Source organism: Vibrio algicola, assembly GCF_009601765.2.
Taxonomy (GTDB): domain Bacteria; phylum Pseudomonadota; class Gammaproteobacteria; order Enterobacterales; family Vibrionaceae; genus Vibrio; species Vibrio algicola.
Genome location: NZ_CP045700.1, coordinates 262,257 through 277,829, shown reverse-complemented (window position 1 = coordinate 277,829; position 15,573 = coordinate 262,257). Strand labels below are relative to the sequence as shown.

14 protein-coding genes are annotated in these 15,573 nt (G+C 37.3%); 1 reads left to right on the top strand and 13 read right to left on the bottom strand.

Going from position 1 to position 15,573, the window contains the following annotated elements:
- Window positions 1-5: 5 nt before the first annotated feature.
- The 13 genes from GFB47_RS12785 to GFB47_RS12725 all read right to left on the bottom strand — a co-directional run bounded on the left by GFB47_RS12785 (window position 6) and on the right by GFB47_RS12725 (window position 14,671).
- Window positions 6-869, bottom strand: coding sequence for a C2 domain-containing protein (locus GFB47_RS12785; RefSeq protein WP_153448435.1), 864 nt, complete (start codon window positions 867-869; stop codon window positions 6-8).
- A gap of 10 nt (window positions 870-879) precedes the next feature.
- The gene (locus tag GFB47_RS12780) at window positions 880-3,318 is read right to left on the bottom strand and encodes a hypothetical protein (protein ID WP_153448434.1); all 2,439 of its coding nucleotides are present in this window, start codon (window positions 3,316-3,318) and stop codon (window positions 880-882) included.
- Window positions 3,311-4,009 carry a fimbrial biogenesis chaperone gene (locus GFB47_RS12775; RefSeq protein ID WP_178306508.1) on the bottom strand — a complete coding sequence of 233 codons (699 nt, stop codon included), beginning with the start codon at window positions 4,007-4,009 and terminating at the stop codon, window positions 3,311-3,313. The genes GFB47_RS12780 and GFB47_RS12775 overlap by 8 nt, the downstream gene beginning before the upstream one ends.
- A gap of 72 nt (window positions 4,010-4,081) precedes the next feature.
- Window positions 4,082-4,672, bottom strand: coding sequence for a hypothetical protein (locus GFB47_RS12770; protein ID WP_153448432.1), 591 nt, complete (start codon window positions 4,670-4,672; stop codon window positions 4,082-4,084).
- An 89-nt stretch (window positions 4,673-4,761) separates the two neighbouring features.
- A complete protein-coding gene (locus GFB47_RS12765) occupies window positions 4,762-5,469 on the bottom strand; it encodes a helix-turn-helix transcriptional regulator (RefSeq protein WP_153448431.1) in 708 nt (235 codons plus the stop codon).
- Window positions 5,470-5,733: 264 nt separating this feature from the next.
- Window positions 5,734-5,922: a hypothetical protein gene (locus tag GFB47_RS12760; RefSeq protein ID WP_153448430.1), complete on the bottom strand. Its 189-nt coding sequence runs from the start codon at window positions 5,920-5,922 to the stop codon at window positions 5,734-5,736.
- Window positions 5,923-6,196: 274 nt separating this feature from the next.
- Window positions 6,197-6,811, bottom strand: coding sequence for a fumarylacetoacetate hydrolase family protein (locus GFB47_RS12755; RefSeq protein ID WP_153448429.1), 615 nt, complete (start codon window positions 6,809-6,811; stop codon window positions 6,197-6,199).
- Window positions 6,808-10,611, bottom strand: a complete 3,804-nt coding sequence (locus tag GFB47_RS12750; protein WP_153448428.1) for an AAA family ATPase — start codon at window positions 10,609-10,611, stop codon at window positions 6,808-6,810. The genes GFB47_RS12755 and GFB47_RS12750 overlap by 4 nt, the downstream gene beginning before the upstream one ends.
- Window positions 10,608-11,936, bottom strand: coding sequence for an exonuclease subunit SbcD (gene sbcD, locus GFB47_RS12745; protein WP_153448427.1), 1,329 nt, complete (start codon window positions 11,934-11,936; stop codon window positions 10,608-10,610). The genes GFB47_RS12750 and sbcD overlap by 4 nt, the downstream gene beginning before the upstream one ends.
- 367 nt (window positions 11,937-12,303) lie before the next feature.
- Window positions 12,304-13,137, bottom strand: a complete 834-nt coding sequence (locus tag GFB47_RS12740; RefSeq protein WP_153448426.1) for a CsgG/HfaB family protein — start codon at window positions 13,135-13,137, stop codon at window positions 12,304-12,306.
- Window positions 13,138-13,153: 16 nt separating this feature from the next.
- Window positions 13,154-13,564 carry a curli assembly protein CsgF gene (locus GFB47_RS12735; protein ID WP_153448425.1) on the bottom strand — a complete coding sequence of 137 codons (411 nt, stop codon included), beginning with the start codon at window positions 13,562-13,564 and terminating at the stop codon, window positions 13,154-13,156.
- Window positions 13,565-13,574: 10 nt separating this feature from the next.
- Complete coding sequence (locus tag GFB47_RS12730) at window positions 13,575-14,021, bottom strand: CsgE family curli-type amyloid fiber assembly protein (RefSeq protein ID WP_153448424.1); 447 nt, start codon at window positions 14,019-14,021, stop codon at window positions 13,575-13,577.
- Window positions 14,018-14,671: a LuxR C-terminal-related transcriptional regulator gene (locus GFB47_RS12725; protein WP_153448423.1), complete on the bottom strand. Its 654-nt coding sequence runs from the start codon at window positions 14,669-14,671 to the stop codon at window positions 14,018-14,020. Before GFB47_RS12725 ends, GFB47_RS12730 begins: the two co-directional genes overlap by 4 nt.
- Before the next feature lie 381 nt (window positions 14,672-15,052).
- Between GFB47_RS12725 and GFB47_RS12720 the strand changes: the two genes are divergently transcribed.
- Window positions 15,053-15,565 carry a hypothetical protein gene (locus GFB47_RS12720; RefSeq protein ID WP_178306507.1) on the top strand — a complete coding sequence of 171 codons (513 nt, stop codon included), beginning with the start codon at window positions 15,053-15,055 and terminating at the stop codon, window positions 15,563-15,565.
- Window positions 15,566-15,573 lie beyond the last annotated feature (8 nt).

The following is a 15,573-nucleotide window of genomic DNA, read 5'->3' as shown; positions in this document are numbered from 1 at the left end:
AATATTTAAAGTTGAGGTCCAATCGTCAAAATTAAATTATCTTGATATTGACCTGCAAGTGCAGATTTAGTGTCATCTAAAATTCGCATTTGCATTTTAACCAGCTTCTTGCCTTTCCCTGATACCCTTTCAAACACTGCTGTTTTATTTGATTTTGACGGCTGAAACTTAAATTTTTGTCGCACATCAAGCATCACTTCATAATGAATGCGGTATTCATTATTTCTGGCATTAACTAATGCTCCGTTCTTTGATTCAATAGAAACTTGAGTTAATGTATTACTGTTAAATAATAGCATTACTTTTTGTGTGTTTCCTTTATACAGATTACCAAAATCAATTTCATAGTTACCATAATGATTGGTTTGCCTTTTCCCTCTTACTTGTACGGATGCAACTGGTTCAACTGAAAAACTGACACTTTGAGATGATACGCTAGAGGTATTAACTATTTTCTTTTTTGCATCAAAAATTAAAAAATCAAAGAATGTAGAATAGTTTCCTGGCATTAATTCAAATGGTGAACGAAGAACAAGGTAGACATGTGCTTCATTATCTTTTAACGGTAATAGGAACTTTTCATTCCAAATAGGTATCCTATTCATCTGATTATCTAGAATTTTAGCTTTAAAAGCATCTCGACCAGACCGGAAAACAATTGTTTTTTTAGCATTTAAAGCTAAGTAAGTCGTACAACTTTCGTTTGTGCTATTCACCACAACCTTGACAGGTAAAACATATTTACCTTGATGCAATATCACTCCAACAGGAGATTCGGTAATACTCCAATTAACCTCACATTGAGCCAAGCTTTTCATACTCATAGTAGAAAATAATATAACAACAAAAATTTTTAATACATTATGCATATCTACCCCCTTATGGAGCTTGAGTCCGTTGAAGGATAACAGTACCTGCTCTATACAAAAGATTAGATTCAGGTTGGATATCCAATTTCCCTTTAAATACTTGCCCGTCAAAAGAGACTTCGACATTATAAATACCGGTTGAAACCCCCTCTAAAGCAAACCTGCCATTACTATTAGTAAAAAAACTCACCGAGTGATCGCCCTGATAAGCCTTTCCAACCTTCAATGCAATTGGCTTTGAATCTTGATCTATAAATTGCCCAATGACGGTATTAGAAAAATCAGAGCCGACTTCTAGTATATGCCCAGTTAAACTACCAGGGGTGACATTGTACGAGCCACTCCCTAAATTATAACCAACCTGTGCGTCTGGTGATTCAATAATGACTCTACTTGTTATATGCGAACTTAAAGCCGTATGTGTCGATAAATATCGACTGGCAACGCCTTCATATTCATCCCTTGAAGGGTTAATTAAGACATCCGCAGTCAAAGAATCATGAACATCAACCATTGCAAGCGCTCCGATGGGTTGTGGAGATAAAGATACTCGCCCATCAACAAAAGCAAAAGTCGTCGATATATTACTGGTTAACGAAGATGATGACTCTTTATCCTGATTTAATTTATAATTATAGTTCATTCTGCCTCTAAACCGATTCGCAATATAATTTGATTCAACCGAAGCTGAAGAGTTATTATCGACGTATGTATAAGAAACTGAACCATCCAGATCGCCTACATATTTAGCCGAATCCGAACTCAGTTCTGCTCGAGTATAGTTTCCTCTCTGATCATAAGATAATGAGCCATAAATAGATGAATCTGAAATCATTCCACTCCAAGTGACGTTAAAGATATATCGGGTTTCCGCCGTGAAATTTTCAGAATCAGAATAATACTCGATTCCCGTTTTAGCGGTTAAACTATCCCATTGAAAAGATAATAAAGCCTTGCCATTATAGGTATCATTATAAAAGTACAATTCTTGATACTGCCCACTTAAATCTAAACTTAGTTGCTCAGTGATACCCTGACCAATGCTGACAATATAAGTATTACTGGTGTCGAATTGGTCACTATTTAAAAACCATGGTTGGGCAGAATAATTTTGTAGGAAATTCGCATTCAATCGAATATCTGTCCCGGTAAAAGTGGTGGTTGCAAAAAATGTCTGAGAGTAATCTACACTTAATGCCAATGATTCATCTCCCCCAGCAAAACCTTTGAGCGCTAGATTGTCATTTATAGATTCAGATAATAAATTGATACTTGGTCTTAGGGATAATGTACCTAACGAAGATGTGAATACAAGGTCAAGCCCGACAATCTGAGCATCAGGATGATAAGTACTAATAGCACCTAGGGTTATCCCATCAGTGAGTCCATAACGATACAATCCTGAAGCAATCCATGTTTCTTGGTATGTTGCTTTCAATCCATCACTACTGTAGTCAGAAACTATTCCGGTGGATAAATTAAAATCATCAAACCCTTTGGCTAATGGCGCTGCCGAATAAAAATTACTAAATTCTTTAATTTCTTGTTTTCCAGACAAATAATTTATCACTAATGATATGTCATTCGCACCACTTGAAATAGGCAGATCATCTAATGAGTAGCGACCTGGACGCAATTTAATTGTATTAAATAAACGACCATTAATTAAGATACTAACATCAGCAGACTCCGTTAATTCAAAAACCTGATTTGGCGCCGTTGTCGTCGTTTCTAAGGGTCTTAGCGTATTTTGACTACGAGAAATAGAAAGCCCTGTGATGGTAATAGAAGATAAATTATTCGTTGATGATGTATCCATCTCCCCCATAGAAATACGCATGGGGATTTGGGGTTGATCAAAATAAAGTAAGACAGGGCCTCTGCTTTCGGTTATTTCACCTTCGCCAGAAAAGTCAATGTTGCCATTCCAAATGAGATTGGCACCATAAACACCAAATAAATTTAATGCGCCAGTAATTTCAATCGTATTTTCAGATAGTTTCTCTTCGAAGTCATAACGATTGATAAAATTAAACGCATTTTGAAAGGTGACATTAGCACTGGAAGAATAATCGGGTACTTGATAGTCATAGCCAAAATCTAACGATGACATCGCCATCGCACCAGAATCAAGAGTCAGATCAAATTGCAAGTTTTGTGGGGAGAAGTTCAAATGAATACCATAACTATTCAATTCTTCGATTGTGATATCACCGTGCTCTTGGTTACTTATTTTTTGTAATAACTCAGAACTCACCAAGCCTTTAAACGCATTGGTCACTCGTTCAACATCCAGTTTTTCTACTGTCATGCCATCTGTTTCTATTTCTAATTGGGTTACCACCTTTCCTTCTATCTGTACTGGCAATTCGATCCACCACGTTGCCGCTTGTACAGAAAAGGAAAGCGTTGCTAAATATACCCAACAAATGCGTTTGATATTATTCACTAAAATCGACAGTCTTAACGGTCCCTACATTCGGGATATCCCCAGATTCAATAACAAACTGCCTCTCACGTTGAGGTAATAATATTTGAAAACCAGTGATAGGTGAATATTGGAACCATTTAAGGGTATTTTCCCCTTCGCTTCCTACAACGTTCATATTTAATTTAGAGAGGTCAACATACTTATTACCTTCATTTTTCAATTTAACATCAATTGATTTTTTATCTTTGTGATCCGCTATATTGGTAATTAAATTCGATTTAGCGTCTTTAGGTGAGACTAAAAGTAAAACATTGAAATGAAAAAGAAGTTGAACGCCTGATTTCCCCTGATTTTCATCAAGGGATAATTGCTTAAAAACCAAACGATAAGCTTCGGTTTGAGAAAGAATAGGCTCACCGATATATTTGAGTCGAAAAACTTGTGACGATTGAGGCGGTATCATTGTTTGGGGAGGTATAAGAAAAAAACTATCATCAGGTTGTGTGACTTCCTTGCCCTGTTCATTCACATGAGCACGTAATATCTCCGTCTCTATAGGAAGAGGTTTATCTGAATCATTGATCACTTTAAACGTCGCTGATGCTTTTTTTCCTAGCGGTTCCATTGCTTGTAAAAAAGGCTCAACCCGAAAAGCATAGCTATTACTTGATACTAAAATACAAACAATAAGCATCAAAATCTGCTTCATAAAAACCATCCTTGTAAAAGAAGCGAACCACAAATATGGTTCGCTTAAACTATCCTGCAATCAAATTATCAATTATAATGAGCCTACAGGACCGATTTTTAGAGTTAAAACATCTGCATATGTATCAGCAACTGTAGTCGCCATTACATCTTCAGTTTGAAGGTAAAGTTGTTTAATAGGTGGCGCTGCTGCAAGCTCAGTTAAAGTATGAGTACCCGCGGCATTTTTCTTAGTCCAGATTTCTGTAACAATATTTGATGTTTGTGTTAATAGAATATGCGGTTTACCAGCACGATGTATTAAATAGTCATTAGCTGATGTAGTTAGAGGGTGATCATTTTCATGGAAACGAAATGAATAAGTAATTTCTTCTCCATACGTACCGCCAACTAACTTACCAGAGTTAGCTGAAGTTACGTTAACATCAGCAAAACCAGTACCATTGTTACACCATACTTTGACTGAACCAAAGTTATTTAATACCGAATTTTCTAACTGTAGCACACCTGCGTTATCATCAACCACTTCCATCACACAATACTCTTCAATGACACCGCTAAGATTAAAGCTAACAGTATCACTAGCATTTAAATCAATCGCCGCGTTTGCAAAAGTTGGAGCAAAAGCGAGTGCAGCAGAAGCCGCTAGTAATTTCATTTTCATTGTCAATCCCTCGTAAAATATATTGTTTTTAAATGCCAGACTCGGCCAGCAATCAAATACTAGTCAGTTACGAAGATACCTGCCTCATCCTAAACGGGTGATTTAATCTGATTGAGCGGGTGATTTTCAGGTGAGATGTTATTCTCAAATTTATCAGTTACAAAGTTTATTAACTCTTTTCTTGAATGTATTTGCAGTTTGTTGAAAACATTTAAACTATGCGTTTTTATAGTATTAATACTGACATGATTTTCTTCCGCTATCTGACTATTAGTCAATCCTTCCAGCATAAACTTACAAGTATTAGTTTCTTTTAATGTTAAATCGTATTCTTGAGATAATTTATTAAGTACATCATCTAAATCCATTTCTTTATGATTTTCAGGTTTAATCACAGAACAAAGTACAATGCGAGAATACCAATACTCGCCATTTAGAATTGAACGGACAGCTTTAGGGAGTTGCTCCATAAGCATTGGTTGGTCTATCACACCAACATAACCTAGGGTTAGAAAGCGCTTAGCTAAGTCAAAAGTCAGCTTAGTATTGATAGCAAGACACTTGTAGCTTTGTCTCGTACCTGTAGGAGAGAAATTTGTCGGAATTTTAATTGTATTAAAATCTATAATAACCAACTTATTATGATGTTGTTTTTTATCTAAAAAATTAAAGTTTTTTTCGTAATAAAATTTATCTGGTCTTGGAGACAGTCGCTGGAAAACCTCATTTAAAATAGGGAATAAACTTTCATTTTTACTCACTAAAACTATATGATTGCAACTGAATTTTTCCAACATACCTCATCCTATCGGTAGATAACCAATTTAATTTTTATACTATTAAAGTTTAGATTATAAAAAATTAAATTCATACTTTTTTATTATCAAAAATTATTGCAAACCCCCAGCTATCACATTTATTGACTATTTCTTTGACAAAATCATGACATTAGCTCTCAGCCCTCGATTAAAATAATAATACTCCCGTTTTATATACGGGCATAAAAAAACCAGCACTAGGCTGGTTTTCGTATTCATAAAGCAATGTTGAAATCTAATGGGTTAGTACAACCCAAGATCCTTGCGCAAATGTTCAGATAACGCTGACGTATCATTAGTGACGGCATTCGTTACTTGGCTTTTGCCAAATAGTACATCTGAAAAATGCTGAATCAATCCTTTGAAGCTAACCGAGTAGGCTTTTTGGTCCATTGATGGTGTGGCAACAGTATCTAAAATTGCTTGTGTCATCTGGCTTCTCACTCTTATTAACTTATTAATATATGGCGATAATACGAACAATTTCGCATAAGTCATAATGAGAAAAACCACATTTTCACATTAGTTTTTCTAATTTACAACCTAATAACAATGCCAGAATGTTTGATATTTAACATAATTAAATTTAATGCATAAAATCAAAGTGATAGATTGAAACCTTAAGATTATGAGAATCAATAATGAACCAGAGTACATTTCATTAACAAATACTGTCGATAAGTTTTTTAGACTCTTTCTGTCACTATTATTCCGCAACCCATTGCGCCTCTAAAAGCACATGTTCATATTGCTTAATACGGCCAGTGAAAATATCACCTTGATGTACTACCCCTACACCACTTGGCGTACCCGTCATGATCACATCGCCATTTTCAAGCTTACTGTAGCTTAATACTTCTTGCACAATATGATCCGGAGTATAGAGCATTTGATTCACGCCACCGGCTTGTACCTTAACGCCATTAATTAATAACTCTAAAGATAAGCCTTGCCAATCTCCATTACAGATCGAAACAAACTGACTGAGTACTGCCGCACCATTAAATGCTTTTGCTCTTTCCCATGGCAGTTGTTTCCCTTTCAACTTTGATTGTAATTGGCGCTTGGTTAAGTCCAAGCCAAATCCAACCGCATGAATTTTTTTACTTTTTATCACAAAGCAGATTTCACCTTCATAATGCAACGGCTCTTGATGAAATGAAGTTAAGGTTGCGCTAATGGCAGAATTAGGCTTATTGAAGACCACCATTTCATCTGGCATCACATTATTAAGCTCTTTGATATGCTCGGCATAATTGCGCCCGACACAAACCACTTTGGACGGTTTTATTTTCTTTCCATCGACAATAATATTGTTCATGCCATTTCCTTGTCTTGAGTTTGAGTGTGATGTCGATAGTTTTGATCAAGCTCACTGATCCCTAAACCACTTTTCTTATGTACTTTGATTTGAACTGGGATCCGCTCTTTCATTGCATCAATATGGCTGATCACACCAATCATTTTACCCGAGGCATTTAAGTTATCTAATGCATTTAACGCCATATCTAAAGTGTCAGCATCTAATGTGCCAAAACCTTCATCTAAAAATAACGAATCGATACTGGTTTTATGGCTGACCAGATCCGACAAGGCTAATGCCAAGGCTAAACTGACTAAAAAGCTCTCCCCTCCAGATAAGGTTTTGGTGTCTCGAATCGTATCCCCTTGCCAAGTATCCACCACAGAAAGGGCCAATCCCTCTATCGATAATAAGTTAGAACTCGTTGCCTCCTCTGCCATCGCCAAGCCTGAACGTTGCAATAAATAACGTCCATGCAAACGGTTTAGCTGTTTATTCGCCAGATACACCAAATTATCGAGGGTTAAGCCTTGAGCAAATTTCCTAAACTTATCGCCACTTTTAGAACCGATGAGGGAATGTAAATATTGCCAGTCATCATACGTTGAGCGCATCGATTCAATTTTTTCAAACAAAGATTGCTGCCCTGCTCGGCGCTGCACATCTGACTCGATCTCATGCTCAACTTGACCTGCTCGGTGAGATTTTTGTTCGATATTATCACTTAAAGACTGGATATTCTGTTCGACACTATTCGGGCTAACGGATAACCATTGCTTGGCTTGTTCAAGTTGCATGATCTGCTGATACTGCGAGGTGGCATTGTCAACTAAGGCCGTTTGGCGCTCAATACGATTGGTGATATCTTTTTGTAATACCAACAATTTTTTCCGATCTTCGGTCGTTAATAATGCCGCCTCAAATTGTTGCTGAGTGTCAAATGGACTTTGTTGTAACTGCTGCTGCCACTCTGACTCTCTTTGTTGGTATCGGCTCTCTAACTGTTGTAATTGTTGCGCGATGGTATCTATTTCGGCTGATAACGTCTGTTGTTGCGTATTCAATTGCTGAAATAGCCTCTGCGCTTGGTGACACTGCTTTTCTGCCTGTTCGAGTGCTATTTGGCTATGTCGCTTTTCATCCATGACAAGTTTATCATCGAACACAGCGCGCCTTTGTAGGCGTAAATGATCCAGTTTATTGCTCGCCTCTAATTGAGTATGCTGCATTTTATCGACCGTCACTTGTTTGTCTTGCAACGTACTCGCAGCGTTCGATATTTGTTCTTGCAAACGAACCAATTGATTTTGCAGATCAGTATTTGTTTCATGGTGTTTTTGCCATTGCTGGGCAGCTTGTTGTTTATCTGACAGCCAATCTGCCATCACGCTATGCGGCACCGTACTTTCACCCGCCTCAGCTTGCGGTAGTGCATACCCCAACGCCTGCCATTGACGGCATAACGCCTGATAAATGTTACTGCTTTCGCTCGCCAAATTTTGCTTTTGTAATACTGAATCTTCAATCTGTGATTGTTGTGTTTGCTGTTGCAGTTTCAGAGTGGCAACATCAGACTGCGATCGTTCCAATAATCGTTCACTCGACACCAACGCTTCTTTGCTCGTCGATACCTGTTTCTCAATTTTTTTGTATTGGTGAATACGATGCATTAAATCATCAATCTCGCGCGGTAACTGGTGCTCTAATTGTTTTATTTTTTCAGGCTGATTAATTTCCGATAATAGCGAATCTAACCCCACGCACGCACGGTTTATTTTCTCAACCCATTGCTGTTCCAGATCGGCGATGTCTTGCGCCGATTGAGCTTGCTGTTTGCTCAATTCATCGATGTGTCTGCGCACCGAATCTAATTGTGTTCGCGCCAATATTCCCTGTGATTCAATCTGTTGTTTTTCCTGCTCTGCTTGTTCTTTGTTAATGCTCAATTGTGAGCGAGACAAAGCTTGACCCGATTGTATTAAAGGGTGATCTAATCCACCACAAAGTGGACACGCTTTTCCTTGTGACAATTGAGCTCGATAGTCAGAAAAATGGGTATCTTGGTCGATGAGTTGAGTATAACTTTTAATTAAATCATCTTTGGTTTTATAGCTTTCACGCAGCGTCGTGCATTGTTCGGTAAGTTGATCTAATTGGGTACCCTGCTCAGTTAAACGAGGTGCGATAGCTTGATTTTGGGCCGATAATTTTAGCCATGATTGCTGGATCACATTCAACTGAAAAACCTGCTGCTGCTGTTGTGATTTTAACGTTAATTGAGCTTCAAGTTGCTGCAGTTTATCCTGCTCATCATGTTTATTCTCGGTTTCAATTTGCCACTCTTGAAGCGCGGCTTGATATAATGCATTTTTACCATGCACATCCGTTTGTTGTTGGTTCAATTGCATTTCTACTTGAGCGCACCTTTGCTTCAGCTGCAATTGTTGGTCTTGCTCGGTGTTTATCTTCTGAGTTAACGTGGCCATTTTGTGATCATTTTGCGCAATATGCCCAACTTGTAATTGCCAAGCATGTATATATTGTGCGATGGCTTGATCGTTAGCATGCTGATGCAAATAAGTTTGGCTCACTTGGCATTGTTGTTGAGTATTTTGCTGTTGTTGTTCTAGCTTTTGTGCCTGTTTTTTAGTCTCTGATAATTGCAATGCTTGTTGACTCAGTAGATTTTGCTGTTCTTTTTGCTGTGTTTGAGCATGCATTATTTCATTATCTAGAGGCTGAACTTTTTCATCCACTAAGGTCAATAAGTCTTGATGTTGTTGCTTAAGCGATTGCAGTTGGCTATTAACCTGTTCGGCTTGTTGTTGAGCGTTAAGCTGCGAAACCTCTTGCTCAAGGTGCTGTTTCTTCTTGCTCGCTAACTGTTGGTCAGTCTGTATTTTATGCTGTCTTGATTCTTGCCATAATTGAAATGGCATTCGCAGTTTTTCTGCCGGTTCGCTGTTGGCTAATAATGACAATTCGGTTTGAGCCAATTGTTTGGCCGTTAAAGCATCCGTCATCGCATTTTCAGCGTTGAGTTTTGCTTGCTGCAATTTATCGTGTTGTTGCCACCATTGCAGATGCTGTTGCCATTCCTGTAGCTGCTTTTTATCTAGATTTATTTGATTAGATAATTGCTCACCCTCAAGCGTTAAATGGCTAATTTGTTCCTCAGTTAACAGCTGTACACCTTTGGCCTGAGATTCAAGCTCACTAAGCTGTTGCTTGGCAGCAGTAAAGTGTTCATGAACTTTTTCTGAAATATCACCGTAAATCTCAGTGCCGGTTAATTCTTCAAGTAATTCCGCTCGCTCCGATTCTTTTGCATTTAAAAAAGCAGCAAATTGGCCTTGAGACAACATCATAGACTTGGTAAAACGCGAAAAATCTAATCCGGTCAATAATTTCATCACGCTATCTTTTCGCTTTATTTGACTGGCGAGAATTTTACCTGACGCGACTTCTGCCAGTTCGACGACCGCCGATTGTAAGTTGCCATCCGCTTTACCTCGCGAGCGACGCATGCTCCAGAAAGCGCGATATGCGATCCCTTTAACTTCAAACTCCACTTCTGATAAACATTCAGCGGTTCCGCGCGTCATAATTTCATTAGAAGAGGTTGAGATCAGTCCTAAGCGAGGGGTTTGATGATAAAGGGCAAGACAAATCGCATCTAACATAGTGGTTTTACCCGCGCCGGTTGAACCTGTGATCGCAAATAATCCATTTTCAGCAAAAGGGGATTGAGTAAAATCAATTTTCCAATCACCTTTAAGTGAATTCAAATTTGAAAAACGTAAACTTAAAATCTTCATTTAACGTCTCCTTGTGGCATTACCGCATCATTTTCGGGCAGATCTTTCAACTCTACTTCCGATAACACCACTTTAAAATGGTCAAGGATCCTCGCTTTTCTTTGCTGCTCAATCTCGGTTTCAAACGTCTCCAGTTGCAAACGTTTCGCAAACACATCTTGTGGGCTTAACTCTGCCAAGGTTTCATTTTGCATTTGAGTCAATGCTTTTGCTTGTTGGGAGCGTGTTCGGCGCAGTTGCAACACTTCTACATTCAGCCCTTCGACCAAGCTTTGAATGCGAGCTTGTAAATCGGATAAATAATCTTGCACCTCGACATGTATGCACAGCCATACGGTATCTTTTACCTGTGTAAACTGCTGCAGTTGTTGTTCTATTTGTTGTAAATCACCTTTGATGACCGCCATCGCTTGAAAGATAGGAATAGAGGTCGGTGTTATTTTTTTCTGGTTATTATCAAATTCCACAACCACCACTTGTTTGTTCGCGATTTGAATTCTTTGTCTAGTCTGAGTGCCAGCCTCTGCTTGCTCGATACTCTTTATTTCATCAAAGCCTTTTATCTCATCAAAACTTAACGGGATCGGTGAGCCGCAATAGCGGATAGATTCTGATTTAGCCACAATCTGAGGGCGGTGGATATGACCTAAAGCCATATAATCCACAGGAGGGAAAGCCCCTGCATCAAAAGCTTCAAGAGAGCCAATATAAATATCGCGAACGGATTCGGATGCGGTGACACCAACTGCGGTTAAATGACCCGTGGCGACAATTGGCAGTTGTGCATCAAGTGAATCTCGAACTTGTTCGGCATATTGATACAACTGGTGGTAATGCTGCTTTATCGCGTGTCCAAGTGATTGTTTTTTATCCACGCTGGTTTCACCCGCAAGACTTTGCACCACATCTCTAGGTCGAACAAATGGTACCGCGCATAATATTGCACCAACCTCTCCCGATTGCGTTTTTAAGGTAAGTACCTGACTGGTGAGATCTTCATTGCTATTGGCTATTACATGAGTATTTAAACATGCGAGTAATTCTTTCGATTCATTTAACATCGAGACTGAATCATGGTTTCCACCTAAAACCACTAACGTACAACCCGTTTTATGCACATCAACCACAAATTGATTGTACATTTCGCGTGCATAGCTTGGAGGCGATCCGGTATCGAACACATCTCCGGCCACAATAATGGTATCAATTGATTGCTTCTCTACTAACTCAAGTAACCATTGCAAAAATTTTTGATGTTCACGTTTACGGCTTTTACTGAAAAAATTCTGGCCAAGGTGCCAATCTGATGTGTGTAAAATTTTCATAAAATAATGAACTTATTAACTCTGAAATAGATAAACAATTGTGCCATAAAATCAAATTTCAGGCATAAAAAAAGCTCAGGAAAGAAAACCTGAGCTTGTTACAAAAACCATTACAAAGTAATAGCCAGCTATGCGTAACCATTAATGGTGTGTTCATATGCTTAACTGATCAGCGGCCAAACCAAAAGCTAAGCAAACACTTCGTAAAGCACTTTACAATGGGATACGAATGATAACTCTGAATATAAAATTCAAAGTTACTCACTTCATATGTACCGATTGAAACGGTTTCATATTTTTATGAAGTGAGTCGCAAATATTAACTTAGTTCTAGAATGTTGTCATTAAGACCATACCAAAAACAAGATTATAAAATTTCGACCTTGTCATCAGCATAATTTTTGAACACGGCATTTTCTAACTCTTCAACACTTGCAGGATTCCATAATCTATTTTGAATCCCTTTTACCACCATATAGATAACTGCAGTATCAATTGCCGACATCAATGCAATATTGACCGGTTCATTGTTGGTATACCCCATTTCAACCTCTAGAAGATCTTTATAATCAATGTACCGGAATGCACCAGCGCTTAACTCATAAGACAGGATGGTTTTACTGGTCGTGATACTGGAGAGAATTTTACCACTGCGGACATCGACGGCTCTTAGGTTAACTGTCACTTGATCTGTTCTATATTTACCCGACGAGCCAATACCTAAGTAACGCGCCCCTACACCGCCTGTTTTTATGTTGGTATCATAGGCAACAATCCCACCTTCAATCAATATGTTAGCAGATTGTAATGATGGTAGTGTTCCATTATGGTTGAATGCTTCTCCATGATTTTGCGCCGCTCTTATAATTTTTCGTTCGGTCAGTAGATTTTGTAATCCTTCCCTTTCTAACGGTGCAAACCAACCAGAATCAATAAGAGACATCGTAAGTAAAGCGGTCGCCCCCTGACTGACTGCAGTGGAAAAATTACTATTAGGTTGTGGACGATATTGACCAGTTTGATCTCTGAAGTCGTAGACCGAAACCATGATAATACCTTGTGGTTTTGGCAAGTTAATGAGATCGGAATATGCAGCACCTCGGTACATCAATTTAGAGCTTTCATCAGAGTCCGGAATATCTAACGAGTTTGAGCAGCCAGCGACCACAAATGTTATTAATACCATCAAGATTTTAGACATGATAAATAATCCCTTTTTAATTAGACAGTGGTCCACTCACTTCTATGATGGAAGATTCTCCTGTAATTTTATCGAAAATATTTAAAGTTAACCCTCCATTACCATCGTCCAATACATTTAAAATGAAGTCATTTGTTTCTAATTGACCACTGTCACTTTTTCCAGAGCTAACGTCATCCAGTAAATTATTTAACAATCTCGACTCTAGTGTAGTGGCAAGTCGGTCGGCGGCGGTGAGGCCAAAGCCATCACTATCTGGCTCATACTGATCGATCGCATTGGCAACATTGAGTAAATGTGTACCATTATAAGGGTTACCACCAAAACTTGGATTAATGGGCTGGTAAATTAGCTCTGTCGCAAGACATCCGTTAGCAAAAGGCAAAGCTAAGCCTATGACTAAAATATACTTTTTTATTCTTTCCATAAATACACCTCTATAACTCATCAGATGCAAGATCATTATTATCTTCAAATCGTTTTTCAATCTTCCACTTAACTAAATAGTAGTTAATATTTCTCAGTGCTTCTTCTGCTTTTAGTTTTGCTTGTTGTCTTCCTGGAGAAAGTGATGTTCTATATATAGCGGTATTAATATGAAATATTGTGATTATGCTGCCCGATAATGCTGTTGGCCTTTCTGTAATACGCAAGTTAACATTTAATTTTTCATGGCTTTCATTCATCAACTGAGAGAAATAGAAATAAAAATTCTTTCCTAATAATGTCATGGTTTGATCTACAATTAGACCATTGATTAAACTATCATTATTTAATATCATCTTTTCTTTTAACGGGTTACTACCTAAATCATTAACACTCTCTGCTAACGCTAATGGCATAAATACTAAATAAATCAATAGAAAACCAGTATGTTTTTTCATGCTACACCATTAAATTTATAGTTTTTCGCCCACATCAAAGCTTGCAATCTATTTTTTACTTTTATTTTTTTAAACACATGATACAGATGTGCTTTTACTGTATTTTCACTGACAAATAATTGCTCGGCAATTTGCACATTAGAAGCTCCAATAAGAAGTAACTTTAATATTTCTTCTTCTCTCCCTGTTAGGCTAGCAAAAACCTTAGAGCTAAATAAATCTTTACTCCGATAATATTCAATTATCTTCTGTGAAAGATCTCTATTTAACCAAATCTTACCTGATAAAATCGATGTTATGCCTTTCGATATATGATCTAATTTTACTTCTTTGAAAAATATCCCAACAACATTAGGAAAAGTTAATACAAATGGAAGTTGTATCTCATCTCTGGTATTGATGAGTATTTCTTTTGTTTGAACATTATTTTTTTGCAACGCAATGATGTACTTATGAATCATTTCGTCAGTTACATACTCCAAATCTAAAATCACATACCCCATATCCTTCTTGCTTTTCTCAATCGCGATCTCCATTTCACAAAAAGTCATCATATTGATTTTTTTGTCAATTATTGTTTCTAAACTTTCTTTCAATAGCGATGACTGTAAACTTCTATTGGCTACTAGAAAAAGGCTATTTAACGCCATATCGCCTCCTTACTTAGTTCGTAATTATCTTATAAGCACTTCATCAAGATTAGCCTACCCCTCTAGAATATCCATTAAATTTTAAAATTAATCCGCTATAACATCGTACAAAATTAGGAACACCTTAAATACAAAGAGTTATCGCACTTCACTATGTCTTGGAACTATTTCAATCACGAAATAATGTTATATATTAGTATATGCTATATAAACTTTAGTATTATAAATTAAAAACCACTCATTAAAAATAATCATAAAAACAATATAAATAACCACTATTTAATTAATATTAACCCCATCACATTCAGTGTAAAGTTTATAGCGTTAATTATGAGCCGCAACCATAATCGATGGTATTCTCATAAAGAAAGAATAAACAGAATGAAAACCATCATTATAACAATAGAATTAGCAACTTTACTTTTATCTTTTAATTGCCTAGCGAATAGAGATCTTGGTAAGAGTGAGCTTAATTTCAAAACTACAGACCTTGTTGATGTTAGTAAACATTTCGTTTTTTCAGGTTCTAGTGGGAATAATACATCAGAAATAAATCAAGGCGGTTCATATAACATTGCACACATTACACAAGGAGGGATGAATAATATTTCCAATATTAAACAAACTGGATCCAACAATGAAGCTGCTATCATTCAATCCGGAATAGGTAATAATGGAATCATTATCCAAAATGGCAGTAATAATGATGCATTACTAGTTCAATCTGGATGGAATAAAGATAGTAAGATAATACAAAATGGTAATGATAATCTCGCGTATGTTGTCGATAAATTTAATTACAATGCGTCAAATTACGATATTAACCAGAATGGTAGTAGCCGTTTAATTATGGTTAATGGTTTAAATCGAGATATCACCATCAATCTAAAATAAAGGATTAA

Bases quoted from the DNA above. Each gene is read 5' to 3' on its own strand.
- GFB47_RS12785 (WP_153448435.1), bottom strand. From the start codon at position 869: ATGCATAATGTATTAAAAATTTTTGTTGTTATATTATTTTCTACTATG.
- GFB47_RS12775 (WP_178306508.1), bottom strand. From the start codon at position 4,009: ATGAAGCAGATTTTGATGCTTATTGTTTGTATTTTAGTATCAAGTAAT.
- GFB47_RS12770 (WP_153448432.1), bottom strand. From the start codon at position 4,672: ATGAAAATGAAATTACTAGCGGCTTCTGCTGCACTCGCTTTTGCTCCA.
- GFB47_RS12765 (WP_153448431.1), bottom strand. From the start codon at position 5,469: ATGTTGGAAAAATTCAGTTGCAATCATATAGTTTTAGTGAGTAAAAAT.
- GFB47_RS12760 (WP_153448430.1), bottom strand. From the start codon at position 5,922: ATGACACAAGCAATTTTAGATACTGTTGCCACACCATCAATGGACCAA.
- GFB47_RS12755 (WP_153448429.1), bottom strand. From the start codon at position 6,811: ATGAACAATATTATTGTCGATGGAAAGAAAATAAAACCGTCCAAAGTG.
- GFB47_RS12750 (WP_153448428.1), bottom strand. From the start codon at position 10,611: ATGAAGATTTTAAGTTTACGTTTTTCAAATTTGAATTCACTTAAAGGT.
- sbcD (WP_153448427.1), bottom strand. From the start codon at position 11,936: ATGAAAATTTTACACACATCAGATTGGCACCTTGGCCAGAATTTTTTC.
- GFB47_RS12740 (WP_153448426.1), bottom strand. From the start codon at position 13,137: ATGTCTAAAATCTTGATGGTATTAATAACATTTGTGGTCGCTGGCTGC.
- GFB47_RS12735 (WP_153448425.1), bottom strand. From the start codon at position 13,564: ATGGAAAGAATAAAAAAGTATATTTTAGTCATAGGCTTAGCTTTGCCT.
- GFB47_RS12730 (WP_153448424.1), bottom strand. From the start codon at position 14,021: ATGAAAAAACATACTGGTTTTCTATTGATTTATTTAGTATTTATGCCA.
- GFB47_RS12725 (WP_153448423.1), bottom strand. From the start codon at position 14,671: ATGGCGTTAAATAGCCTTTTTCTAGTAGCCAATAGAAGTTTACAGTCA.
- GFB47_RS12720 (WP_178306507.1), top strand. From the start codon at position 15,053: ATGAAAACCATCATTATAACAATAGAATTAGCAACTTTACTTTTATCT.